Annotated in this window: 20 protein-coding genes; 10 read left to right on the forward strand and 10 right to left on the reverse strand. The window is 66.0% G+C overall.

The genetic code is table 11. The annotated features are described in order from the left end of the window. Positions 1–44 precede the first annotated feature (44 nt). The 3 genes from ACLJEU_RS09835 to ACLJEU_RS09845 form a co-directional block, all read right to left on the reverse strand. Positions 45–1712 (reverse strand): alkaline phosphatase family protein, encoded by a 1668-nt coding sequence (locus tag ACLJEU_RS09835; protein WP_414664791.1) that lies wholly within the window; start codon positions 1710–1712, stop codon positions 45–47. Between the two features lie 157 nt (positions 1713–1869). Further along, complete coding sequence (locus tag ACLJEU_RS09840) at positions 1870–2823, reverse strand: ring-cleaving dioxygenase (protein ID WP_414664792.1); 954 nt, start codon at positions 2821–2823, stop codon at positions 1870–1872. A gap of 160 nt (positions 2824–2983) precedes the next feature. Further along, positions 2984–3385 carry a lipocalin-like domain-containing protein gene (locus ACLJEU_RS09845; RefSeq protein WP_414664793.1) on the reverse strand — a complete coding sequence of 134 codons (402 nt, stop codon included), beginning with the start codon at positions 3383–3385 and terminating at the stop codon, positions 2984–2986. A 185-nt stretch (positions 3386–3570) separates the two neighbouring features. Between ACLJEU_RS09845 and ACLJEU_RS09850 the strand changes: the two genes are divergently transcribed. After that, positions 3571–4362, forward strand: coding sequence for a 3-keto-disaccharide hydrolase (locus ACLJEU_RS09850; RefSeq protein WP_414664794.1), 792 nt, complete (start codon positions 3571–3573; stop codon positions 4360–4362). A gap of 32 nt (positions 4363–4394) precedes the next feature. Here ACLJEU_RS09850 and ACLJEU_RS09855 read toward each other — a convergent pair whose 3' ends face one another. Further along, complete coding sequence (locus ACLJEU_RS09855; protein WP_414664795.1) at positions 4395–5264, reverse strand: HDOD domain-containing protein; 870 nt, start codon at positions 5262–5264, stop codon at positions 4395–4397. A 180-nt stretch (positions 5265–5444) separates the two neighbouring features. Next, positions 5445–6329 (reverse strand): sugar phosphate isomerase/epimerase family protein, encoded by an 885-nt coding sequence (locus tag ACLJEU_RS09860; RefSeq protein ID WP_414664796.1) that lies wholly within the window; start codon positions 6327–6329, stop codon positions 5445–5447. A gap of 303 nt (positions 6330–6632) precedes the next feature. On the opposite strand from ACLJEU_RS09860, the gene ACLJEU_RS09865 reads away from it, so the two are divergent. The 5 genes from ACLJEU_RS09865 to ACLJEU_RS09885 all read left to right on the forward strand — a co-directional run bounded on the left by ACLJEU_RS09865 (position 6633) and on the right by ACLJEU_RS09885 (position 14413). Beyond that, entirely contained in the window at positions 6633–7175 is a 543-nt protein-coding gene (locus tag ACLJEU_RS09865) for an RNA polymerase sigma factor (RefSeq protein WP_414664797.1), read from the forward strand. Beyond that, a complete protein-coding gene (locus tag ACLJEU_RS09870; RefSeq protein ID WP_414664798.1) occupies positions 7172–8203 on the forward strand; it encodes a FecR family protein in 1032 nt (343 codons plus the stop codon). The genes ACLJEU_RS09865 and ACLJEU_RS09870 overlap by 4 nt, the downstream gene beginning before the upstream one ends. A 115-nt stretch (positions 8204–8318) precedes the next feature. After that, complete coding sequence (locus tag ACLJEU_RS09875; RefSeq protein WP_414664799.1) at positions 8319–11681, forward strand: TonB-dependent receptor domain-containing protein; 3363 nt, start codon at positions 8319–8321, stop codon at positions 11679–11681. An 8-nt stretch (positions 11682–11689) separates the two neighbouring features. Continuing rightward, entirely contained in the window at positions 11690–12931 is a 1242-nt protein-coding gene (locus tag ACLJEU_RS09880; RefSeq protein ID WP_414664800.1) for a serine hydrolase domain-containing protein, read from the forward strand. 57 nt (positions 12932–12988) lie between these two features. Continuing rightward, positions 12989–14413: a sulfatase-like hydrolase/transferase gene (locus ACLJEU_RS09885; RefSeq protein WP_414664801.1), complete on the forward strand. Its 1425-nt coding sequence runs from the start codon at positions 12989–12991 to the stop codon at positions 14411–14413. Between the two features lie 155 nt (positions 14414–14568). Here ACLJEU_RS09885 and ACLJEU_RS09890 read toward each other — a convergent pair whose 3' ends face one another. Beyond that, positions 14569–16050 (reverse strand): Gfo/Idh/MocA family protein, encoded by a 1482-nt coding sequence (locus ACLJEU_RS09890; RefSeq protein ID WP_414664802.1) that lies wholly within the window; start codon positions 16048–16050, stop codon positions 14569–14571. A 196-nt stretch (positions 16051–16246) separates the two neighbouring features. Here ACLJEU_RS09890 and ACLJEU_RS09895 point away from each other — a divergent pair, with 196 nt between their 5' ends. Beyond that, a complete protein-coding gene (locus tag ACLJEU_RS09895) occupies positions 16247–17641 on the forward strand; it encodes a neutral/alkaline non-lysosomal ceramidase N-terminal domain-containing protein (protein ID WP_414664803.1) in 1395 nt (464 codons plus the stop codon). Between the two features lie 163 nt (positions 17642–17804). After that, positions 17805–18362: a hypothetical protein gene (locus ACLJEU_RS09900; RefSeq protein WP_414664804.1), complete on the forward strand. Its 558-nt coding sequence runs from the start codon at positions 17805–17807 to the stop codon at positions 18360–18362. A gap of 69 nt (positions 18363–18431) precedes the next feature. Here ACLJEU_RS09900 and ACLJEU_RS09905 read toward each other — a convergent pair whose 3' ends face one another. Then, positions 18432–19154 (reverse strand): LamG domain-containing protein, encoded by a 723-nt coding sequence (locus ACLJEU_RS09905; RefSeq protein ID WP_414664805.1) that lies wholly within the window; start codon positions 19152–19154, stop codon positions 18432–18434. A gap of 165 nt (positions 19155–19319) precedes the next feature. On the opposite strand from ACLJEU_RS09905, the gene ACLJEU_RS09910 reads away from it, so the two are divergent. Then, positions 19320–20036, forward strand: a complete 717-nt coding sequence (locus tag ACLJEU_RS09910) for a hypothetical protein (RefSeq protein ID WP_414664806.1) — start codon at positions 19320–19322, stop codon at positions 20034–20036. Positions 20037–20174: 138 nt separating this feature from the next. Continuing rightward, a complete protein-coding gene (locus ACLJEU_RS09915; RefSeq protein WP_414664807.1) occupies positions 20175–20717 on the forward strand; it encodes a peroxiredoxin family protein in 543 nt (180 codons plus the stop codon). A 21-nt stretch (positions 20718–20738) separates the two neighbouring features. On the opposite strand, the gene ACLJEU_RS09920 is transcribed toward ACLJEU_RS09915, so the two are convergent. The 3 genes from ACLJEU_RS09920 to ACLJEU_RS09930 are packed head-to-tail and all read right to left on the reverse strand — an operon-like array spanning position 20739 to position 23416. Further along, the gene (locus ACLJEU_RS09920; RefSeq protein WP_414664808.1) at positions 20739–21779 is read right to left on the reverse strand and encodes a hypothetical protein; all 1041 of its coding nucleotides are present in this window, start codon (positions 21777–21779) and stop codon (positions 20739–20741) included. Continuing rightward, positions 21766–22905, reverse strand: coding sequence for a hypothetical protein (locus ACLJEU_RS09925; protein ID WP_414664809.1), 1140 nt, complete (start codon positions 22903–22905; stop codon positions 21766–21768). Before ACLJEU_RS09925 ends, ACLJEU_RS09920 begins: the two co-directional genes overlap by 14 nt. 19 nt (positions 22906–22924) lie before the next feature. Further along, positions 22925–23416, reverse strand: a complete 492-nt coding sequence (locus tag ACLJEU_RS09930) for an SLATT domain-containing protein (RefSeq protein ID WP_414664810.1) — start codon at positions 23414–23416, stop codon at positions 22925–22927. Positions 23417–23487 lie beyond the last annotated feature (71 nt).

Below are 23487 nucleotides of genomic sequence, written 5' to 3' on the forward strand. Positions count from 1 at the left end.
GGCCTGGATACGATGCAGGCGGGACGCCCGCTCGGCCGCGAGACCTACAGCACTTTGGGGCTTTGCGCCTGCGGCGGGGGCGGCAGGCCAAGCAGGGCGGACAGCGTGGCCGCGATGGCGTCGACGCCCACCGCTTCCTTGCGGACCACGCCGGCCGGGACGCCCTGACCAAACCAAAGCTGGGGCACGTGCATGTCGTAGTCGTAGGGCAGACCGTGCGATGAGCCGCCGCCCGTCTTGGTCATGAAGTGGGGCTTGAGCGCGTACACGACGTCACGATCGCTAGCGCCGCGATAACTGCGTCGCATCAGCACGCGCGTGGATTCGCCGGTCATCGGCGTCGCGAGCAATTCCTCGCGGGTGTAAACCTCGGCGATGTACGGGAGTGGAAGCAGCGCGGCCTTGAGCGTCGATGCGACTTCGCCGGCGCTCACATTTTTCGCGGCCAGCGCCTCGGGGCGGACGTGGTAGCCGGCGTTGTCGCGCGTGAACCAGTTTTCGCCCTTGCCCAGCGCGCCGTAGCGCGCGTCGAGCGCCTGCTTGGCGGCGGCGTCCAGATCGCCCACTTTCACCCGGCCGGCCACCGCGGCTGGGTCGCGCGCGAGCGTGCGTTCGGGCAGGGGCGAGACACCGTGGTCGGCGGTGAAGACGAGAACGCATCGCGCCAGTCCGATTTCGCGATCGATGCAATCCAGCAGCGCCGCCACCACGCGATCGATCCGCAGCACGGCGTCCATCACCTCATGACTGTCGGGCCCGAAGGTGTGGCCAGCGGCGTCGATCGAGGAGAAACTCACGCAGAGCAGATCCGTGGCTCCGTTGCGGCCGAGTTTTTCCTCGCGGATGGCGCGCTGCACGAACTCGCCCAGAAACTCGGCGGCAAAAGGTGAGTTGTCGAACGCGGTGAAAAACGCCGGCGTGATCGTGTTCTTTCCGCCCGTGATTTTTTTGGGCAGGGTCCGGCCGAGACCGACGCTGTCACTTTCCGCCGGATCGTCGTCCAAGCCTTGGACCTGGTTGTAGATCGCGACGTCGCGCAGGCGATCCCACGTGCGGCCGAACGTTGCATGTACGCGCTTCTCGGCGTTGAAGGCCTCGACCCAGGCCGGTAACGACTCGCGATAATAACGCGACGTGACGATCTTGCCGTTCTCGTCCCAATAGGCGACGTCGGCTTTTTTGCCGCCGAGCAGAATCGCGGAACGATCCTTGTTCGAGGCCGCGAAGATTTTCGATTTGGCGCCATACTTGGCCTTGAGCTGGTCGCCGACGGTTTCCGCCTGCAGATTGCGCGGCGAGCGGCCGGTCTTCGCCGGATTGGCCACCGCGACCGGCCCGAGTTCGGCGGGCGTGATGCCGACCAGCGGGGCGTCGCGATCCTCGACGGAATTGATCATGTCCCACGTGGCGCGATCGAGCCACTCGTTCGAGCTGATGCCGTGCTCGCTGGTGAACGCACCCGAAAGAATGGATGCGTGGCCGGGAGCGGTCTGGGTAATGGAATGACGCTGGCGGCAGTTGTCGAAATGCGTGCCCCCGGCGAGGAGGCGTTTGAAGCCGCCTTCGCCGAAGTACGGACCGAAGCGCGTGAGGTAGTCGCCGCGGAATTGATCGATCGACAACACGATCGCGAGCTTCGGCGGCTCGGCGACCGCGCCTGGCAGTGCGGCCGATAACGGGAGGACGAGGGCGACAAGGGCAGTGAAACGCATGGAGGAGTGAGAGCGGAAGGCAGGACGTTCGATGCGTCGAGTGCGTTGCGCTGAATGTTTCCAACGATGGTGGGATGGCCTGGATTGGATCGTGGCCGGCCTCGATCGGATTTGCCTGCAGCGACCGGGGGCGGTCGCGGTCCCAGAACCGTTCCTGTTAAGGTGAGTAACGGCGCGCGGCGCGCAGGGACGGCAGGAGCGCTTCGATTCGGCTCCGCGCGCTGCGGAACTGCCGTGGCAGTTGGAGCGTTTGTCCAAGCGCAGTCACCGCCTCGTCCACTGCGAAGCCTGGGGTGTCGGTGGCGATTTCGAAGAGAATCCCGCCGCGTTCGCGATAGTAGATCGACCGGAAATAGTCGCGATCGCGCACGTCGGACACGTGGTAGCCGGCGTCTGCAATCCGACCCTGCATGGCGAGTTCGGCGCCATCATCCGGCACCCGAAACGCGAGGTGGTGAACGGTGCCCGCGCCGCCGGTGCCACGGGGTGCGGAGGGATCGGCAATGACATCGACGAAGTGGCCCGGACCGCCGGCTCCCGCCGTGAAACGGGCGCGGTGGGCGTCGCGGCGCACGAGCGACCAGCCCATCACCGTCGTGAGCAGGTCTTCCGTGGGTCCGGCCTCGCGCACTGTCAGCTCCGCGGTGTGCAGGCCGTGGATTGCGTGCGCCGGGGAAATGCCGGCGCCGGTCCAGCCTGGGCGCGGATCAGCGGCGACGCCGACGATCTCGAGGGGAATCCCGTCGGGATCGCTGAACGCGAGCACGTCCTCGCCGAAGCGGTGGCGCGGCGTCACGGTCACGCCGTGGCGTTCGAGCCGTTCGCGCCAGAAGTCCAGGGCGGCGGCGGGCGCGGCGAGCGTGATGGCCGTGACTTGTCCGGATCCGACCTGGCCGCGCGTGGCGCCCGGCCAGTAGAAGAACGTGACGATCGAGCCGGGCGTGCCGTGCTCGTCGCCGTAGTAGAGATGATACGCGGACGGATCGTCGAAGTTGACGGTATTCTTCACCAGGCGCAGCCCGAGCAGGCCGGCGTAGAAATCGATGTTCGACTGCGCGTCGGTCGCGATGGCGGTGAGATGATGGAGTCCGGTCGGATGGGGCAGGTTCATGACGTGGGTGCGTTGATCGGTTGTGACTCACCTTAACCCAACGCCGCCGCACCTGCTACTGCGCGGACCGGTTCAGGGCCATGCGGGAAGCGCATGACTCTGCTCGGCGAGTGCGGACGCCAGTCGCCGCGGTATCAGAAGCGCGGATGCAGGCTCATGGTCAGAGCCTTTCGTAGACGATCACGCCGTCGTCGCTCTTCCAGGTCATCTGCCGGCCGGAGTAGGTCACGGTGTAGCTGGTGCCGAGGGCGAAGTCGGTGCTGGAGGTCGTCAACCGGCTGCCTTCGACCTTCCACTTGGTCTTGGACCAGAGCTTCTCCTGCATTTTCCGGTAGCCTTCCTCGCAGGCGGCGGCGTCCAGCGAAGCCTTTCCGTTTTCGGCGAACTCATACACGATCTTTGCGGCGCACGGCCGCTGCTTGAGCAGCGCGGCGTGCATGTCCACCTTCTTGCCCTCGATATCCGCCAAGTACGACACACGTTTCCACTTGCCGACCGGAGATTGGGCCAGGGCCGCGGTGGCGAACATCAACATCAGAACGGTGAGGAAAGAAGTCTTCATGGTGGGGGAGAGACGGAGTGTGCGGCCATCGGCCGCATCCTGTCCAGCCACGCGCGCCGGATGAAATGCGACGGTGCCGCCCCGGGAAGCGTTTCGCGATTTGACCCCGTCCAGGTCTAGCCTACAACCGCACCGTCGTCCGGCCAGCGCGGGCCGGCGACGTTGTTTACCTGCGCTTTTTACCCATGAAAACCTCCGCCTTCCTCCTTCTTGCCCTGGCTGCCGCCGTGATGGCGCGCGCCGACGAAAAAGACGGCAAGCCGTTTCCCCTCGGCTACACCGACACGCCGCCGATTTTCCCCGGCAGTCCATGGAAGGTGCACGACCTCGATCGGCCGCGGCCCGTGGCGGTGACGCCCGGGGCGAAATCGGGTGCCGCTCCGGCGGATGCGATCGTCTTGTTCGACGGCAAGAGCACCGCGGCGTTCGTCGGCAAGGATGGCGTGCCGTGCAAGTGGAAGATCGAGAATGGCGAGCTGATCGTCGATGGCGGCGACGTGTGGTCGAAGGAGAGTTTCGCGAGCTGCCAGTTCCACATCGAGTGGAAGTCGGATCCGAAGACCTACGGCAATTCGCAGAAGAAGGGGAACGCGGGCGTGTTCTTCATGGACCGCTATGAGATTCAGATTCTCGACTGCACGAACAACCCCACCTACGCCGACGGCATGTCGGGCGCGATCTACGGGCAGACGCCGCCGCTGGTGAACGCGGTACGGCCGGCAGGCGAGTGGCAGACGTATGACATCCTGTTCACGGCGCCGCGGCTGGAAGCGGGGAAAGTCGTCGAACCCGCTTACGTCACGGTGATCGTGAACGGCATCGTGGTGCAGAATCACACGAAGATTCTCGGCCCGACGCTGCACAAGAAGGCCACGAGCTATGACGGAAAATTTCCGGACAAGGCGCCGTTCCGTTTCCAGGATCACAAGAACACGATCCCGGATCGTTTCCGGAACATCTGGGTGCGTCCGCTCTGAGCGGACGGCGGCGCAACGCGGCGGGCGCCGGTCTAGCGACCGAGCGCCGCCTGCGCGGCTTCAAAGGCGGACTCGGTGTCCACGATCGCCTTTTCGAAGTGTTCCTCCTCCAGGCCTGCGGCCGCGAGTTTCTCCGGCGTGACCTGCCACAGGGCTTCCTCGCCCTGGAAGCTGCGGCAGACGGCCTGCGCCATGCCGTTCGCGACATTGAGCAGCACCGCGAGCGGTTGTTTGATGTCTCCCGGCTCCGTGACGTAGTGGGAGCGGATTGCCCGGCTGATCTCGGCGGGAAACTGCCACTCGTCGAGCAGGATGCCGGTGACCTCGCTGCTCGCGATGCCGAAGACGGCCTTTTCCCACGACAAATAATCCGGCCAGCGCGAGGCGCTGTAAAGGGGGGCGCTGACCACGTGACCGCGGCCCGCGCGATCGAGAATCATGAGACCGACCGAGCGCAGCAGTCCCGCGCAATACGCAACGCGTGGATCCATCCGCGCAGAGCGGGCGAGGGCTTCAGCGGCAAAGGCACCGTAGAGCATGTTGTCGCGCAGGAGCTTTGCGCTGATGTCGTAACATTGCAGGGTGTTCTCGCTCAGGCGGCCGGCGGTGGCCGTTCCCACCAGCTTTAGAATCTCACCGAAGCCGACGCAGTTTACCGCTTCGTCCGGTGTGGCAATGGTGCGGCCGCCGCCAAACATCGGGCTGTTGCTCAACTTCACGATGCGGGCGCTGAGAGCCACGTCGCGACGCAGCTGGGCGGAAATGGCACTGAGCTCGGTATTGGGATCCCGGAGCAGCTCGTTCAACTTGGACAACACGCTCAAGTCCGCCGGCAGGGTCCGCGCGATCTCGAAAATCCGTTCGGGAGAAAGGGCTTGGGGTAGTGAGACAGACGACGCCATACGCACGCATCGGCCCCGGCGAAAAAAACCTTAGGAAAATTGTAGTCTATGGACTACAAATCGTGCCGGCCGATCCTGAAGCGCGGGCTCAGGCAACGCACGCGCTGCCGGCTGGTGACGTCTGGCAGTCAAGGCGTGGGCCGGCGTGCCCCCGGTGCGAGCGGACGACTGCAGCAGATCTTAAAGCGCGAAGATCCGGTCCATCCGCCGGGCCAGGTCGCGGGCCGCGGCCACGTCGGCGGACTGGGTTTCAGGCTGCTCGGAGATCGCCCAACCTTGATAGCCGGCCTGGTCCAGCGCGGCCATCACGGCGGGCCAGCGCGTGTCGCCGTCCAGCAGTTTGGGGCGCGGTCCCGCCTTGCGGCCCGGTTCCACCGGTTGGGCGCTGTAATCCTTGATGTGAATCCGGAGTATCCGTTTTCCGAGGACTTGAATCCACTTTTCGGCCGGGCCGTAGCGGCCGGCGTTCCCGATGTCGAAGTGCCAGCCGACCCACTCGCTGGCGATCGCGTCGAGGTAGTCGACGGCCTGCTGGGGCGTCGTGATGAAATCGTTGCCGACATTCTCGATGGCGATTTTCACGCCGGTCGCCTGCGCCACGGGAATGGCCTTGCGGATCTCTGCGATCGAACGGTCGAAACACTGCTGGTAGGTCACGCCGTTGCGCGCAACACCGGGCACGAGCAACACGCTGGTCGCGCCGTAAGCCTGGGCGTCGTGCAGGCTGTGCAGAAGGCCGTCGAGTCCCACCTGTCGCGTCGCTTCGTCGGGCGCGGAGAGCGGTTTCACCCAGTGCGTGTGACAGCACACGCTCGCGGCCTGGAGGCCGGTGTCCTTGAGCGCGGCCACGACTTCCTCGCGATTCATGCCGCCGAGCGGCTCCACGCCCTCGAAGCCGGCTTCCTTCATGGCGCGCAGTCGCGCGAGCGGTGCGCCCTTCACGCCGATCGTGGAATACATGATCGCCTTGCGCAGGGTGCGCTTTGACGCGGCTGGGGCGGGCGAAACAAACGCGGCGGTCGCGGCGGCACTGGCGGTGAGACTGAGAAAGGTGCGGCGATTCATGGGGTGGAACGAGGGGAGGGGAGCGAGGGTGTGATCGAGGCCACTCGCAGTAAGTTGATGCAAGGTGCGGTGGCGCGCCAGATTTTCACTTAACCGGAGAGTCATCCGGAGTCCGTTCAAAATGCCGCGGGTCTGAGGGTGACGCGGTCGACATCAGGACCATGGGAGGGAGTCACTCGCCGCATGCAGTCGCTGCAGGATCGAAATGAGAGCGTGGAATGCAGGCCGCCCCGCAGGGAGGGAGCACATTTGGCTGGAGTATCTGCGGAGCGCGTTGACGCTCTCGGCCGGAACGCTGGACGGATGCCTCCGCAAGACCCCGAGCAAGCAAGTTGGTTCGCCGCGCACGTGCAGCCGCACGAAGCGATGTTGCGCGCATGGCTGGCGCAGGGCTTCGGGCCGCGGCTCGCAGTCGACGATGTGGTGCAAGAGGCGTTCCTTCGCCTGTTGCGTGCGCGCCAGAGCGGCGAGTTGCAGTCGCCGAAAGCATTTCTCTTCGCCATCGCGCGCAACCTCGCGCTCGACCAGCTCCGGCGCCACGCCGTCTCGCGCACGGATTCGCTAGTGGAAACGGACCTCTCAAACGTCTTGGATGACCATGCCAGCATCCCGGACACCGTCGCGCGGGAACAGGAGCGCGCACTCTTGACCGAGGCCATCCAGTCTCTGCCCGATCGCTGCCGTCAGGTGATGACGCTGCGCCTCGTGTACAGCTTGTCGCAACGAGTCATCGGCGAGAAGCTGGGCATTTCCGATCGCACGGTCGCCGCCCAACTGGCGATCGGCACGAAGAAATGCACGGACTACATGCTCCACCGCCTCGCCGGGCGGAGACCCGCGCGATGAAACGCCCCGAGCCCGATTCACCCGCCGGCGACCGCCGCTCGCAGGCCGCTGCCGATTGGCTCGTGCGCCGCGATCGCGGCCTCACCGCCGCGGAGCAGGACGAATTCCTGCAATGGCTCGCAGCCGATCCACGGCACGGGGAATGGTTCGCGCTGCACCGCGGCGTCACCGGTGATTTCGCGGCACTCGCGCACTGGCGACCCGAACACAGCGCGGAGCCGAACCCCGACCTGCTCGCGCGGCCCCGCCGGGTGGTTCACTGGCTGGCGCCGGTTGCACTCGCAGCCGCCGCGGCGATCGCGGTGGCGTGGGGGTGGTGGCGCGCGTCGCCTTCGTCGGCCGCCTCGTCACTCGTGGCCGATCGCGAACCCGCGCGCCGGCTTCTCGCGGACGGCTCCGCGGTGGAATTGAATCGCGGTGCGGTGGTGAGCGTCGCCTTCACCGCGCAGGAGCGCAGGGCCACGCTGGTGAGCGGTGAGGCCCATTTCACGATCGCGACGAACCCCGCGCGGCCGTTTATCGTGCGGGCCGGCGGCGTCGATGTGCGTGCCGTTGGCACGGCCTTCAGCGTGCGGCTCGAGGCCGGGGCGGTTGAGGTGCTGGTCACTGAAGGGAGAGTGGGGGTGCAGCGCGAAGTCGAGCGGGCCGTCGCAGACGCCAGCGCCGGCACCGTCGCCGCCACCGTCGGAAGTTTGGTCGACGCCGGCCAGCGCGCCACGGTCTCGCTGACGAACGCCGAGCCGCCGCTCATCGCGCCCGCGACTTCGGCCCAGATTTCCCGGCATCTCACCTGGCACCCGCAGTTGCTCGATTTCTCTTCGGCGCCGCTCGCGGTCGCCGTGGCCGAGTTCAACCTCCGCAATCAGGTGCAGTTCGAGCTGGCTGACGCCGATCTCGCCGCGATCCCGATTGTCGCATCGATCCGGTCCGACAACGTTGAGGGTTTCGCGCAGTTCCTTGCCGCCGCGCCCGGCGTGCAGATCGAGCGCCGCGGGCCCAACACGATAGTCGTGCGGCGAAAACGCTGACGCCCGCCGGACGCCCCGGCCGCTCTTGCGCGAAGTGAAACGACACCGCCGCAAACTTTTCTCTAGTGAAAAGGGCGGGCTGAAGCGTCAAGGGGCGCTTGTCCCTGAATTTCACATGTTCCGCCGCCTTCGCACCTGGTTGGGTGCCTGCCTTGGTGCGCTTGTTTTTGCCGGAGCCGCCTGGGCGGCTGATACGGCGCTTCGCTTCGATATTCCCGCAGGAGACGCGGCTGACACGCTCAAGCTCGCCGCGCAACAAGGCGGCCTCGAGATCGCCTTCTTCGCCGAGACCGTGCGCGGCGTTCACACGCCGGCGCTGCGCGGCACCTTCGCTCCGCGCGAAGTGCTCGAACGCCTCGTGGCAGGCACGGGACTTTCGATCGTTTCCGACCGGCGTGACGGCACCCTCACCGTGCGCCGCAGCACTCCGCCAACGAACGCGGCGCCGAACGAGGCGGCCAGGTCTCCCACCTCGCCCGACCCACCACCTTCGATGAAATCCAGAACACTTTTGACCGCCCTTGGCTCCTGGCTCGCCGTGGCGATGACGCCAGCCACTTCGGCTGCCGCCCAAGCAAGGAAACCGGATGCGAATACCGACGAGAGCGTCAAGCTCGCCGCCTTCGTCGTCACGGGTTCCAACATTCCCACCGCATCCGATGCACTCGCGGCGCCGGTCACGATCATCAATCGAGACGAAATCGAGCGCACCGGTCTGGCCTCCAATCTCCTCGAAGTGGTGCAGGCCCGCATGCCCAGTTTCGCGGGCAGCGGCAACCTTGGTGCGACCAACGGCAATATCGCGGGCGGCACCGCCACCTCCGGTGGTGCGCAGATTTCGTTGCGCAATCTTTCCACGCTCGTGCTTCTGGACGGTCGCCGCCTGCCCGACAGCGGTGCCAGCGCGCGAGGTGGTCGATCCTTCGTGGACGTAAACCAGATCCCACTGGCCGCCATCCAGTCGATGGAGGTGCTGACGGACGGCGCTTCGGCGATCTATGGCTCCGATGCCGTCGGTGGCGTGGTGAATGTGAAGCTGAAACACGACTATCAAGGGCTGGAAGTGGGCGGGCGCTACGCGATGTCCACTCGCGATGGAAACTACACGCAGCGCTCGGCCTATCTGGTGGCGGGAGCCAAGACCGACCGCTTCAGCCTGACGCTGTCGTTTTCCAAGTCGAACATCACCCCGTTGTTTCAGTCCGAGCGACCGTTCTCGAATCCGCAACGGGGCAAGTCGGCGACGATTTCCGGCGCCCTCGGCCAGTCGTCGACCGCGTTTCCGACTGCGTTTCTGCGGTCCGATTTGAAATCCCCGAGCCTCGTGACCCCGACTGGGCCGGCCGCGGCTTTTGCCGACCTGGCCGCGTTGGTCGCCTCTGGCATCTATCAAGCGTCCTCCGTCCAGCCGATTGCCGACACCTTCGATCTGGCTCCGTTTGTCACGCTCACCATCGAATCGCGCAAGCAGGCGATCACGCTCGCGAGCACGGTTAAACTCATCCCGGAGCGGCTCGAGATGTTCGTCGAAGCCATGGACTCCCTCAGCGAGAGCTGGTCGCAGCAGGGCGCGCTCGGCATCACGACCACGGTCCCGGTCAACGCTCCCTATAACCCCACGCGGTCGAGCCTGTTTGCGGCCTTTCGCTACACCCCGGATGTTCGGCGCGCGGAAAACTCCGCGCAACTGCGCCGCCTGGTCGGCGGTTTTCGCGGGAAAATCGGTGACCGTCTCCAGTGGGAGGCCGGCTACAACACCAACACCAACCGGCTCGAGAATTCACTGAGCGGGCAATATTACTCCCCCAATCTCCAGCTCGCCCTCGCCGGCGGCTACGATGCGAATGGCAACTCACAGGTTGGCGGTCGCTATGCCCGCCTTTTCCGCAACCAAAGCGCACCGTCCAACACGACCACGCTGGCCCAGTGGCAGGCGGCCATCACTCCGGCCAATTCCATCGTCCAGCCCGCGATCGACCTGCTCGCGCGTCCGGAGGGGCTGGCCCCGTCCGTCTTCGATAACATCCGGGGTGCGACCGCCAACAGCTTCGAAGCGGAGCTCACGCAGCTCGACGCCCGTGTCTCCGGTTCGCTGCTCGAACTTCCCGCCGGTCCGCTCGGTGCCGCGCTCGGCGTTGATTTTCGCGAGGAGAAACTGGTCGGAACGCCGGATGAAAACTCTTTCAGCAGCGGCCCCACCTCCCGGCGTTGGCAGAACGGAAATTTCTTCGATCCCATTTCCCGCAAGCGGACCATCGAGGCCGGCTTCGCGGAGATTCGCGTGCCCGTGACGAACGAGCGAATGAACCTGACCGGATTGCGCCTGCTCGAGCTTTCGGCTGCGTACCGTTATGAAAAGTACAGTGATGCCGGTGCCTCCCGCGTGCCGAAATACGGCGTGCGCTGGCGTCCGGTGGGCGATGAACTCACCGTGCGCGGCACTTACTCCGAGGCCTTCGTCGCACCTTCGCTCTTCGCGCTCTTTGGTCCCACCACGGAGGGCGCCACTGCCGCCGGGGTCATCCAGACGGTCTTTGGGGTGCCCGGTTTCGCCCGGCAGCGCTCAGGCGCCAATCCCGATCTCAAGCCGTCCACCGCCAAGACCACTTCCTTTGGCGCGGTCTATTCGCCGAAGGCCCTGCAGCGTCTCACCCTCGGGATCGACTACATCGAGGTGCGGCAGCTTTCGTTGGTCGGCGTGGCCGGTGCGGCCAACATTCTGGGGAGTGTCAATACCTCCGGTACCCGGTCACCCTTCGTTTCCCAAGTGGCGATCGGCAATTTTCCCACCAATCCGGATCCATCGCTTCCGCCCCCTGTTCCCGTTACCAACCCAGGGCAGCTTTCCGCTCTGCTCCAGTCGGGCGTCTCGCCGAATGTGATCTTTATCACCGACTCCCGCATCAACATCGCCGGCCAGAAATTGAAGGCGCTGGACGTCTCGGCCACCTATGAATTCCCCAAATCGGAGTTCGGCAATTTCAACCTCAGCACGGCGGGCACGTTCTTCATCGACTACCAGTTCCAAGCGCTCCCGACCCAGAGTTACTATGAATATGCCGGCCATGTCACCACCCTCGCCGAAGGGCAGGGCACCATTCCCGGGATGAAGTGGTTCACGGCGCTCAGCTGGAGCCGGGATCGCTGGTCTGCCACCTTGAACAACACCTACATTTCCAGCGTCGTGGATCTTGGCGCCGGTGGCATCATCTTTGCCAGCAGCACGAGCCTGAAGCGCGTGCAGGTGCCGTCCTATCTGTCGTGGGACACCTCGGTGTCCTACGCATTCAAGCACATCAGCCTTCCGGGCGGGAAGAAACTGCTCTCAGGGCTGAAGCTCACCGTCGGCGTCAACAACGTCGCCGACAAGATGCCGCCGTCCGCCCCGCAGGCCTTCGGCAGCGACGTTGGCGTCGACCTCGCGACCTACAATCCGATCGGTCGCCTCTGGTACGTGAGCGCCGGGCTGAAATTTTAACGGGTGTGATGACGACGAAGACACTGCTCGGCGGAGGCATGGCTTGTCTGCTCGCTCTTTCGACTGCGGCCGCCGGGGCTGCACTGGAGATCGCCGAGCCCGCGACCGTGGGCCTGTCCGCCGAACGCCTGGGGCAAATCGGTTCTGCCCTTCGGGCCGAGGTGGGGCGGGGCGCGATTCCCGGTGCCGTGGTCGCAGTCGCCCGGCGCGGCAAAATGGTTTACCACGAAGCGTTCGGATTGCTCGACCAGGCAGTCGGCACTCCGATGCCCAAGGACGCCATTTTTGCGATCGCGTCTTTGACCAAGCCCATGACCACGGTCGGGGCACTCATGCTCGTCGAAGCCGGGCGGATGGTGCTTGAGGATCCAGTGGGCCGGTATCTGCCGGAACTGGCGAACCGGAACGTTGCCACGAAATCCGGCACCGAACCGGCCCGGCGGCAAACGGTAGTGCAGGACCTGATGCGCCACACGGCGGGCTTGACCAATGGCATCGCCAACGGGAGCGAACTTGAACGGCAGTATTACGAGCTGACGGCGGCCGATCGCACGTCGGCGGACTTGATCGAGCGCCTGGGCCGATTGCCCCTGCACTACCATCCGGGTGCGCGCTGGGATTATGGTTTGGGCTTTGACGTCATGGGAGTGATCATCGAAAGGCTGACCCACCGGCGGCTGGCTGATTACCAGGCGGAAAATCTTTTTGCGCCACTCGGCATGATCGACACGGGCTACTTTGTGCCTCCCGCCAAAGCCTCCCGGTTCGCCCGACCGTTCAAAACCGATCCGCTGACCGGAGAACCGACCAACGCCCGACTCCGCACCGCGCCACCCCTGCGGGACAGCGGTGGCAACCACAGCTACTCCACGGCCATCGATTATCTGCGCTTCGCGGAAATGCTGCGGCGGAAGGGCACACTCGATGGCCATCGCTACCTCGGCCGGAAGTCGGTGGAGTTCATGACTTCGGATCAAATGACGCCCGACATCGATTTGGACCGACTGTGGACGAGAGGAAATATGCACGGCTACGGCTTTGGCCTGAGTGTCGCGGTGCGTCGTGAAACCGTTGCGTCCGGCATGCTGGGCACACCCGGTGATTTCAATTGGGGCGGTGGCAGCGGTCCGTACTTCTGGGTTGATCCCAAGGAGGAGCTTTCCGTGGTGTTCATGGCGGCCGCCCCCGGCGAGATCCGCAATCGGCTGCGCCAGTTGATCACGGCGACGGTGCTGCAGGCTCTCGAGTAAGCCTGACGTCGCGGAACCCTGACCGGGCTCGAGCTGATCCCAGACCTCTTCTCCATCATGAGGCATAACCTACCATCACTCGTCCTGGCGTTCGCCGCTCTCGTCCTGTCGTCCGTGAGCATCGCCGCCGAGCCTCGGCCCAACATCATCCTCGTGGTGGTGGACGATCTTCGCTTCGACGATTTCGGCGCCGCCGGCCACCCGTTCGCGCGCACCGCCCATCTCGATCGCGTCGCGCGCGAGGGCGCGCAGTTCAAGAACTTCTTCGCGGTCACACCGCTGTGTTCTCCAAGTCGCGCCAACATTCTGACCGGCCTCGAAACCCGCCATCACGGCATCCTCGACAACACCGAACGCAGCCCGCGGAGCCATGCGCTGCCCACCTTTGCGCGGACGCTCCACGCGGCCGGCTACCACACCGGGTTCATCGGCAAGTGGCACATGGGAAACGATCCCACGCCGCGGCCGGGCTTCGACTATTGGGTGGCGATGAAGGGCCAGGGAGAGGTGACGGACCCCGAATTGTTTGAGAACGGTCGGCTGGCCCGCGCGCCGGGTTACGTCACGGATATTTTCACCCAACGCGCGGTGCGCTTCATTCAACAGCCCCGTACGGCGCCCTTCCTGTTGGTGTTGTCCCACAAGGCGCTTCATCCGAACAAAGTTCAGCGCGCGGACGGCACCACGGAGGCGATCGGCGAGGGCGGTTTCATTCCCGCGGAACGGCACAAGACGCTCTACGCCGGCGCCCAGCCGCCACGCCGGGGAAACTACGCGATGCCGCCCAAGGGCAAGCCCGCCCTCGAGCGCCCCATCGCGGGGGTGAAGCCGCTCGGCCCGGACAGCGTGACACCCGATGAAACCATCCGCGACCGCCTGCGCATGCTGGCCGCAGTGGACGAAGGTCTCGGGCAGATTCTGGCCGAGCTGGAAAAACAGGGCACCCTGAACCAAACGGTCGTGATGGTGATTGGAGACAACGGCTATTTCTACGGGGAGCACGGCCTCAGCGAAGAGCGCCGTCTCGCCTACGAGGAGTCCATCCGCCTGCCTCTGCTGGTGCGCTATCCCCCGCGGGTGAAGGCCGGGACGGAGCCCTCCGGCATGGCCCTGACCACGGACCTGGCGCCCACGATTCTGGAGCTCGCCGGCGCGCCGGCCCTGGCCGACATCGACGGACGATCGCTGCTGCCGCTCTTCACGCGCACGCCGGCGGATTGGCGGAAATCGTTTCTCATCGAATACACGAGCGACATCGTGTTTCCCCGCATGCTGAAGATGGGCTACGACGCCGTGCGGACCGAGCGCTACAAATACATCCGCTATCGGGAGCTCAAGGACATGAATGAACTCTACGACCTGCAGGAGGATCCTTTCGAACTTTCAAATCTCATCTCCTCGCCGCCGGCCGCCGGCGTGCGCCAGCAAATGGAAGCAGAGCTGAATCGAATCCTTTCGTCCGGCCGCGCGCAGCTGCATTAAGCTTTCTCCGGCCAGTGGACTTCATCCGATCGTGAAGGTCGGCCGTGGTGACGGCCGGCCGGTCGTGATTCGCTGCAGCCTCGCCGGAGGCCGCAACGGGGTCCGGAGCAGCGCGGTCGATTTCTAGGCTGCAGTTGGGCCGCGCGGTGCGGCCCTCACGTCTTCAGGATGTCGTCCCAGCCTTTCCGATACACGGGACGCTTGATGAAGGGCGCGGCTTCCGGCGCGTTCGTCGCGCGCATGCGCTGGTAGTCCCATTCGATCTTCCGGCCGGTGCGGTAGGCGACGTTCCCGAGATGGTTTACCTCGGTCGTCCAGCCGGAATATTGGAAGTTCGATCCGGGCACCGGGCCGTTGCCCTTGGCGTGGTTCACCCATTCCACCCAGTGGCCGGGGGAGCGGGCGAGCGTTTCAGGCGGCAGCTTGAAGTCCTTGAATCCCTCCTCGGGCAGGAGCTTTCCATTCCCGAGCAGCATGCCCTTGGCGCCCATAAAAACGCAGGAGCGCCGGCCCCACGCGGGCGTCCAGCCCGGCGGCTTGCTGTCGCCCTGATGCCACACGAGCTTGAGTGCGGGTTGCGCGCCGACGGCCGCGAATTGGAACGTCGCCATCATCGTCGCGGGCGCGAGCTCGGGGTGGGCCACCGGTCCATTCGGCGAGGTGGTTTCGATCGACACCGGCGCGAGCACGCGGCCGCCCTTGCCGTCGGGCCGCCACAGATCGAGCACCGTGAACGGCACGTCGTTGTCGTGACTGCCGAGATCGCTCATCGTGCCATTGGCGAAATCCCACCAGCGGTACCAGCGCGGACCGGGAAAATACGTCGCGTGAAACGGCCGCACGGGTGCGGGCCCGAGCCACAGGTCCCAATTGAAGCCGGGTGGCACGGCCATTTCCTCCGTGAAGCGGTTGACGATCGGGGCGCCGTTGTAGAAACCGTGCGGCTTGTCGAATTTCTCGGCGGACGCCGCGTCCTGCAGGCCCCACGCGCGATCGGCCCACACGTGGACTTCATGCAGCGGCCCGATGACGCCCGTGTTGAGGATTTCCTTGATCGAACGCCGCGCGTCCGAGGCGTGGCCCTGGTTGCCCATCTGCGTCGAAAGGTGCGGATACTTCGCGGCCGTCTCGCGGATGAGCCGCGTTTCCCAGATGTTATAGGCCAGCGGCTTTTCGCAGTAGACGTGCTTGCCGTGCGTGAGCGCGAGGTACGTGGCAAACGCGTGTGTGTGCTCCGCGGTGGAGACCACGACGGCGTCGAAATCGTCCGGCCAATCGAAGACGCGACGAAGATCGGTGAACGTCTTCGCCTGCGGAAAACGCTGCGCCGCGGCGTCGATCGCCGTTTGGTTGATGTCGCACAGCACGACGACGTTTTCGTCCGGGTGCTGCGCCGACGGCGGCGCGTTCTTGCTCGCTGCCCCGCCGGCGCGAACGGGAGCGCGGGTGAGTTCATTCAGGCTGGTGTTCGCGCGTCCGCCGCACGCGATGAACGCCAGGTTCAGTTTGCTGTTCAGATTCTGGCCGCGCAGGAAAGCCGGCGCGCCCGTGATGACGCCAGCCGTCACCAGGGCCTGGCCGACGAATTGACGCCGGGTCAGCCGGCGCGGGGAAGTCTGCTTCGCGTTTGTCTTCATGGGGTGGGCGGTGGGAAAACCGGCAGGGGCGGGTGAGTGAATTCTCACGCGGACACGGCATTCAAACGAGGTGCGTCGCACGGTGCAACGCGAGAAGCGGCCGAGTGGCCAACGCAACCGAGAGACTCGCGGGCGGCCGGCAGGGTGCGCGCAATTCCAGTTTCCCCGGTGCCCGATTTGTGCGTTCACTGGCGGGATGAAACTGCTCCCCCGGCTTCGTGCGTGCGTGATCGTCGTTGGCGTGTGGGTGTCGGGCATCCCGGTCGCGCTGGCGGCCGACGCCGGCTGGAAGGCGGGTTTTGCCGCGCAGAAAATCACGCCGGCCGAGCCGTTGCTCCTCGCCGGTTATGCGAGTCGCACGCAGCCGGCGACCGACGTCGTCGACGACCTCCACGCCAAGGCGCTCGCGCTGGAGGATGCGACGGGCAGTCGCGTGATCCTGATCACCGCGGACCTGATCGGCTTTCGCGCGGACTTCACCGAGCCGGTGTGTGCGCGCATCACGGCGGCGACGGGCGTGCCGCGCGAACGCATTCTGCTCAATGCGTCGCACACCCATGCGGGACCGTCGGTGATGCTGAGTCTGCGTTCGCATTACACCGTGTCGGAGGCGCAGGCCGCGCAGCTCATTGCCTACACGAAGCGGCTGCAGGATCAGTGCGTCGATCTCGCCACCAACGCGCTGCAACGCCTGCAGCCGGCGCGGCTCGCCTGGGGTGGGGGCGTGGTGGACTTTCCCATGAACCGCCGTGAATTCACCGAGCGCGGCGTGATTCTCGGCGTGAATCCGCGCGGGCCGGTCGATCGCTCCGTGCCGGTGCTGCGGATTGAAGGCCCGGATGGAAAACTCCGGGGCGTCGTTTTCGGCGCGGCGTGTCACAACACCACCTATGGTTCGCGCGACAACCAGGTCAGCGGCGATTTCGCCGGCGCAGCGCAGGCTTATGTCGAACGCGAATTTCCCGGTGCCCAGGCGATGTTCATGCAGGGGCTCGCGGGCGACGCGAATCCGTATCCGAACAGCTTGAACGATCCCGCGAAGCGGCCGGCGGCGGTGATCGCGCGCGAACACGGGGCGACGCTGGGGCGCGAGGTCGGGCGGGTGCTGGGCAACGCGTTGAAGCCCGTCAACGGGCCGCTGCGCGCGGCGCTCGAACGCGTGGCGCTGCCGTTGCAGACGCCGCCGGCGCGAGCGGAGTTGGAGCAGACGACGGCGAAGGCCGGTTCGATCCAGAAGTGGGTCGCCGATCAGATGCTCGCGCGGCTGAAGGCCGGCGAGACCCTGCCGGTGAGTTACGCCGCGCCCGTGACCGTGTGGCAATTCGGACAGGATCTGACGTTGGTTGGACTGCCCGGCGAGGTCGTGGTGGATTACGTGCGGCTGATCGAGGAGTCGGTTGGGCCGCTGAAGCTGTGGCTCACGGCGTATTGCAATGACACCTACGGCTACTTTCCGTCCGCCCGGGTGCTGCGCGAAGGCGGCTACGAGACGCGCGGGATTTATCACGGCGGCATCGGTTACTTTGCGCCGGAAGCGGAAGCGGTGATGGTGGAAACCGTGCGCGATCTGGCAAAGCGCGTCGGCCGCTGATTGGTGTCCGTAGCGGGAGCGAGCGGGGAGCGCAGGCGGGACGCCTGCGCCCCCGGGCGATGTTGGCAGATTTCTGTTAATTTTTACCGCCCATGGACTCGTCGCTTCAGCGCAGCTGGGTAAGAACCGAAGGGGTGGGCTGAGTACGTTCCAACCTATCGCCATGCCTGCCTCGAGTAGTCCCGACAACGTGTACATGGAGTTTCTCGGCCCGGTGCCGGGCGTCCTCGGCACGGCTGCGGGCTACCATGTGGTGTTCTGGGTGCAGGCGGCGGGCGGGGCGGGTTTCACGCGTCCGTCGCAGGAGGAGCGCGACTACTACGCCGAGACGGGCAAGCCGGTGCCGGAGTGGCAGTGCGAGTATTTTGACTTCGACGGACTCGCCTGGCCCGAGGCGACGCTGACGGTCGAGCTGTGGCACGGGGCGTCGAAGTTGCGCAGTCTTTTCATCCCCGGACGCAAGGGCCGCACCGAGGCGGAGGTGTACGTGGAGTTGCCGGAGTTGGAGCGCTTCATCAACAAGAACGCCCTCGCGTCCTTCAAGATCGCGCTGACGTTTCACGAGGCGTTGCTGCGCGCCGCTGCGGAAGCCGGCGTCATTCAGCGTGGTGTCGCCTCGGCGGCGCCGCGGCCGCATGCCGCGACGCACGCGATCATCGCGGAGGAATCGTGGTGGCGACGGACGTTGCGGCGCGTGTGGCCACGGCGCCGGGCCGTGTGATAGTCGGGGAACCGGCTCAATCCGGCGTAGTTGGGAAAGCGATACGCGTGGCGCCCGGGCGGTCCTGCGTCACTTCGCCCGCCAGATCTTCACGTCGTCGACCACGGCGTTGCGCGGGACGGCGAGGCGCAGCATGCGCTTGGCGGGATGGGCGATGCCAGGGGACTTGAAGCTGCCCACGACGTTGCCGTCGACGCTTACGCTCAGTTCGTCGCCCGTGACCTTCACCAGGAGGTCGTGCCATTGGCCCAGCGTGACAGCGTGCGGGGCAGCCTTCTGCTTGCCCTGGAGGGCCTGCTGTTGTTCGTCGGTCAGTTTGCCCTTGGCCTGGCGCGTCGTGTGGATGTCGAGGCGCATGTTGCCGGTCTTCAGATCCTGCAGCAGCACCTGCTTCGGGCTCACGCGCGCAGCGAAGAGGTGACCGGCGTGGACGGATTTTTCCTGCGCATCCGCAAAGTCCAGGCCGAGACTGTCGCGGGCGTCCTCGAGCATGAAACGCAGCGCGACGGCGCCATCCGTGAACTCCATCGCGTGCGTGACAGATACGGCGTGATCGGCCTCCGCGTGGATGAAGATGCGCATCGCGCCGTCGCGCAGGTCTACCTGCTTGTTGCCCTTCGCGCGCGACTTGCTGTTCGTGCCCCAGCCGTTGCCGGGTTCGTCGGTCTTCTCCTGCGACTCGGTGCGGGCGAAATCATCCTGAAATATCAGCCGGCCCAAATCCTCCGCGGCGGCGGCGTGAGCGAGCCCAAGGAGTGAAAGCAGGACGGCGGCAAACGGGGAGGATTTCATCGGGGGATTGGTTTTAGAGCGTGAAGTGAAGGCGATGATTTCGGCCGAACCGCATTGGGGCAATTCGGGACTTCGCCATCCTTCACGTGGGCCGGATGTCCTGGAAAGCCGCCGCATCCTTGACCCGAGGGCCAGTTCGCCCCTTCTGAACGTGATCGCATGAACGTGAAGCCGTCCTCCTTCCATCCGTTGCCGGGCTACGCGCGCGTGAAGGTCGTGCAAAGTTTCGACGAGCTGGCGAACACCCGGTTCGGTGGCGGCGTGAACGCCTTGTGCTGGGCGCGAACGCTGGCGGGCGACTTCAACGAGGTCGTGGGTCAGCTTACGGCCAGCGAGGACATCGCCTCCCTCGACGACGCGAGCCTCCGGGCCCTGCGGCTCAGTCCCGCCGGTCGGGCCGCCGTGGATACGCTGATCGAGGATCAGCAGCGGCTCCGCGCGCTCGGTCTTGCCCCGGTGCTTGACTGCATCCAGCGCTATCCGCGCGATGAGGCCGATGCGATCGTGCCGACGGACGTGTATTCGTTCCACGCTGACAGCGCCACGGTGGAGACCGACACGTTTCTCTGCAGCTACACCGAGTCGGCTTCGGAAGGCCTGCGCAACGAGGAGGCGCAGCGCTGCATCGACCGGCCCGAAACCCGCGCCGCGCTACTCAGGAGCTTCGGCGGCGAGGACGGCGCGGCGTTCCGCGAGTTCCTGCACGAGCACTGCTACGACCTTCACTACGACGCGCTGCCGGGGGCACAGCCGTTCGGCTTCGGTCTCGGCCATTTCTGGCGCATCGCGGTGGAGTACCCCGGCAGTCCCGTGCCGCCGTGCGTGCACCGCGCGCCCGCGACCGTGCAGGGCCGGCCGCCGCGCCTCCTGCTGATCAGCTGAGTTCCGGCCGGCCCGCACTCGATTGCCCGGCTTTTGTGGTCAGGGCGGAGATGATACACGGTGAATACATTTGCCTGCGGGAATAATCGCTGAGGCGGGGCCTCTCATCCTGCGGCCGAAACCATTCTCATTGTTTCCATGATTAAAACACTCATCCTAATCGCCCTCTTTTGCGGTGTCATGCACGCGTCCGCCGCCGAGATGCCCGGACTCAAGGAGGGCGATCGCGCCCCTGATTTCACGCTCGCCACCGGCGGCGGTGAGAAGGTCGCGCTCGCTACGTTGCTCAAACAGGGACCGGTGGCGCTCGTCTTCGTGCGCTCGGCTGACTGGTGTCCGTTTTGCCGCAAGCAGCTCCAGGCGTTGCAGGCTTCGCTGCGGGAAATCGAGGCGACGGGCGTCCGGGTGGTCGCGCTGAGTTATGATGCGCCCGACATCAACGCCGCAGCCGTGAAGAAACTCGGGCTGGCCTTTCCGCTGCTGGCCGACGAGGGGAGCAAGGTCATCGACGCGTATGGCGTCCGCAATCACGAGGCCAAGGGGCGCGGCGCCGGCATCCCGCACCCGGTCGTCTTTCTGGTCGATCCGGCGGGCGTGATCCGGGTGAAACTCATGCGCGACAATTATCGGGATCGGCCCGAGAGCGCCGAGATCATCGCGGGAGTGAAGCGTCTCCGTTGACACCCCCGGGTCCGACCCGCGTCAGGCGTCTTCGGATACGGCCCGACCCAGCCAGCGTTGGAACGCGGCCAGCGTCCGCGCCGGCCCCGGGGCCGGCAGGACGTCGGGTGCGTGCAGGCCGCGAATCCACGCGGAGGCGAAGCCGAGGCCGGCGCGCATGAGGTTGAGCAGGTTCTCTTCGATGTTTGCAAAATCGATTGGCTCGGCGAGGTCCGATCCGTGGGCGAGGCGATTGCGCGTCCGTCGCAGCGTCTGCTCGACGTAGGCCGCGGGATCGGTGGCCTCCCAGCCGGCGCGCGTGAGCAGGGTGGCGACGGCGGCGCCCACGCCGGGATCACCACGTTCGCGCCGAAACGATCCAAACAGGGCCTCGAAGCCGCCGAAGAGGGCGGTGAGGCGAACGCGGCGGGGTTGGAACAGATCGTGGCCGCGTTCGAACGCCCGGTGCGCGACCCACCAGGCGTGATGCGGGACGAGCGCGCGCAACTCGGCGAGCATCGCAATGCCGCGCTCGATGCGTTGCGCGCGCTCGAGATCGAGCGGGTAGGCGGGACCGTGCGGCAGGTGTTCCTGCGCCGGTCGACACTCGACCCGCGCGCCCCATTTGCGTTGTCGGCCGCGGACGGCGAGGGCGTCGCCGAAGACGGCGGCCCAGAGCCGGGGACGCCCGGTGCCGACCAGCCGGACGTTGGTGCCATCGTTGCTGCGGGCCACGGCGGCGACGTGAAGGGGATCGATCCAGACGCCGGATGCGGTCAGGCGCGCCGCGGAGACGATGTCGCCGTAGGCCGCCAGGGCCCGGGCAAAGGCGTCGTTGCCCTGATCGCGGACCTCGCCGGTGTACGGCATCGCGGCAAAGGTGCGTTCGCGATTCAGCCAGACATCGAGTTCCTGGTCGCGCATCCACAGCGCCTCGAGATTTGACCAGGTCTGGCCGTCCAGGCGGAGGAAAATCAACCCGTGGCACGGCACGCGGCCGCCGGAGAGTTCGACCCCGTGCGTGGGAATGAAAACGATCCCGCCGGCCTCGGGCGGTGGCGTCGGATCGTCAACCGCGGACATGAGTGCGCCCCTCCAGCAGCGCGGCACGTTGCACCGACCACGAGACATCAGCACTCGCGACGGTGGCGAGCGCGCGTTGAAACTGCGTGGCGCCGCCATCGTCGTCGGGGTGACTGCCGTACCAACCGACGAGGCCGTCGACGGCGATCCACGCGTGCAGGCGCAACCAAGCGAACAGATCCCTTTCGTTCGTCGCGTCGATTGCGACGCCCAGTGCGCGCACGGCCGCGTCGGGATCGGCGCCGTGGAGGATCTCGCTCCGCGCCGCATACAGGCGGCGAAATCGCAGCTGGTCGCGGGTGCGTTCGGCCGGAGTTTCGGCAAACCACGCGGCACACCGCCGGGCAAACGTATCGCCGAGCGGACGCTCGGCGGCGGCGTTGACGAGATTTTCGAGCGCGGCCACGAGCAGGACGATCGCGTCGTGCCGGGTATTCCCCGGAGTGACCAAGGTCGTCACGACATCGGCGCAGCGGACGGCCGCGGCGCGGCGCGGGCCCCAGGCCGCGCGATCGAGCCGGTCGTAGTGGCGGGCAAACGCCTGCACGGCGTCGGGCGAGAGGGCGTCCGCCTCGTTCGCGTAGTGAGAAAGCAGCCACTCGCGTTGGGCCGGACCGAACCGGCGCTCGACGATCCATTGTTCCTTCGGGCCGCCGCCGGGTGGCGGTTGCTGCAGCCACACGACGATGCGGCCGAGTTGAATGCCATCGTCGTCGGCCGCGGCGACTGCCGGCAATTCCGGTGGGCAAAACCAGCCGCCCTCGCGCGGCGGATTGCAGGGCAGCCCGCGCCAGGCCACGTAAGCGGCCGACAATGCCGGCGCGGCGAGGGCGTTCGCCGGCAGGGCGAGCATCGCGGCGGTGTGGGATCGCTCGATGATTTCCTCCGCGGCGCGTTCCTGCGCGGCGGTGAGTGCGCCCGCGTCCGGTCCGTCGGGGAGAAGTGCGCGCACGAACACCGGTGCGACGGTGCGGTAACGCCGCTCGTGGTAGTCCATCGCCGGATCCTCCAACGCCAGCCACTCTTCATACGGGAGTGCGACGAGCCGGGCACCGTCGGCGAGCGCTTGATCGCTACGCTGGGGCAGGCGCAGAAAGGGCAGATGACAGAGAAACTCCGGGCGCATCGGAGGAGACTCCGGAAAATCAGACCGACTTGTGCGGGGGCGGAGTGGTTTGCAACGAGGCGACCACGGCGTCGTACAGATTCTGCGGCACGTTGGGCGAGTCGGCGTCGACTTCATCCCAGCGTTTGCGGAGGTCGGAAATCTTCGTCGCGGACAAGGTTCCGCCGGCACCTGCTTCCGCGAGCATCTCTTCGACCTCGCGCCGCAGCGGACCGTAGTGTTGCGCGGCCGAGCGGTGCTGCGAGGCGAGTTCGCTGAACTTCAGGGTGCCTTGCACGGCGGAAAGGACGGCCGCAATCAGGCTGAGCACGCCGGCGCCGATCTTCCAGCCGATCGACAGGTCTGCACCGGCGTCGGCGAACAGGCTTGTGCCGACAACCGTGGATGCGATGACCGTCGCGGCGCCGAGCCAGCGACCGCTGCGCTCGAATTTCACCGCGGCCCGCTGGTGCGCCTTGTGGGCGATGCGCAGGCCCATGTGCCACTGCTGCAGAAGTTTTAGGTGGTCCATGGCGGAAATCTCCTCAGCGCAGTCCGCGCGTGAGGCAAACCGAATCAACCGGGGCGGCCGCGGTTTCGTCG

It is taken from the genome of Terrisphaera buseokensis (assembly GCF_047521145.2).
In the GTDB taxonomy this organism is placed as follows: Bacteria; Verrucomicrobiota; Verrucomicrobiia; order Opitutales; family Opitutaceae; genus ER46.

Bases quoted from the DNA above. Each gene is read 5' to 3' on its own strand.
- ACLJEU_RS09835 (WP_414664791.1), bottom strand. From the start codon at position 1,712: ATGCGTTTCACTGCCCTTGTCGCCCTCGTCCTCCCGTTATCGGCCGCA.
- ACLJEU_RS09845 (WP_414664793.1), bottom strand. From the start codon at position 3,385: ATGAAGACTTCTTTCCTCACCGTTCTGATGTTGATGTTCGCCACCGCG.
- ACLJEU_RS09860 (WP_414664796.1), bottom strand. From the start codon at position 6,329: ATGAATCGCCGCACCTTTCTCAGTCTCACCGCCAGTGCCGCCGCGACC.
- ACLJEU_RS09905 (WP_414664805.1), bottom strand. From the start codon at position 19,154: ATGAAATCCTCCCCGTTTGCCGCCGTCCTGCTTTCACTCCTTGGGCTC.
- ACLJEU_RS09850 (WP_414664794.1), top strand. From the start codon at position 3,571: ATGAAAACCTCCGCCTTCCTCCTTCTTGCCCTGGCTGCCGCCGTGATG.
- ACLJEU_RS09890 (WP_414664802.1), bottom strand. From the start codon at position 16,050: ATGAAGACAAACGCGAAGCAGACTTCCCCGCGCCGGCTGACCCGGCGT.
- ACLJEU_RS09920 (WP_414664808.1), bottom strand. From the start codon at position 21,779: ATGTCCGCGGTTGACGATCCGACGCCACCGCCCGAGGCCGGCGGGATC.
- ACLJEU_RS09875 (WP_414664799.1), top strand. From the start codon at position 8,319: ATGTTCCGCCGCCTTCGCACCTGGTTGGGTGCCTGCCTTGGTGCGCTT.
- ACLJEU_RS09865 (WP_414664797.1), top strand. From the start codon at position 6,633: ATGCCTCCGCAAGACCCCGAGCAAGCAAGTTGGTTCGCCGCGCACGTG.
- ACLJEU_RS09855 (WP_414664795.1), bottom strand. From the start codon at position 5,264: ATGGCGTCGTCTGTCTCACTACCCCAAGCCCTTTCTCCCGAACGGATT.
- ACLJEU_RS09880 (WP_414664800.1), top strand. From the start codon at position 11,690: ATGACGACGAAGACACTGCTCGGCGGAGGCATGGCTTGTCTGCTCGCT.
- ACLJEU_RS09900 (WP_414664804.1), top strand. From the start codon at position 17,805: ATGCCTGCCTCGAGTAGTCCCGACAACGTGTACATGGAGTTTCTCGGC.
- ACLJEU_RS09870 (WP_414664798.1), top strand. From the start codon at position 7,172: ATGAAACGCCCCGAGCCCGATTCACCCGCCGGCGACCGCCGCTCGCAG.
- ACLJEU_RS09840 (WP_414664792.1), bottom strand. From the start codon at position 2,823: ATGAACCTGCCCCATCCGACCGGACTCCATCATCTCACCGCCATCGCG.
- ACLJEU_RS09915 (WP_414664807.1), top strand. From the start codon at position 20,175: ATGATTAAAACACTCATCCTAATCGCCCTCTTTTGCGGTGTCATGCAC.
- ACLJEU_RS09895 (WP_414664803.1), top strand. From the start codon at position 16,247: ATGAAACTGCTCCCCCGGCTTCGTGCGTGCGTGATCGTCGTTGGCGTG.
- ACLJEU_RS09930 (WP_414664810.1), bottom strand. From the start codon at position 23,416: ATGGACCACCTAAAACTTCTGCAGCAGTGGCACATGGGCCTGCGCATC.
- ACLJEU_RS09925 (WP_414664809.1), bottom strand. From the start codon at position 22,905: ATGCGCCCGGAGTTTCTCTGTCATCTGCCCTTTCTGCGCCTGCCCCAG.
- ACLJEU_RS09885 (WP_414664801.1), top strand. From the start codon at position 12,989: ATGAGGCATAACCTACCATCACTCGTCCTGGCGTTCGCCGCTCTCGTC.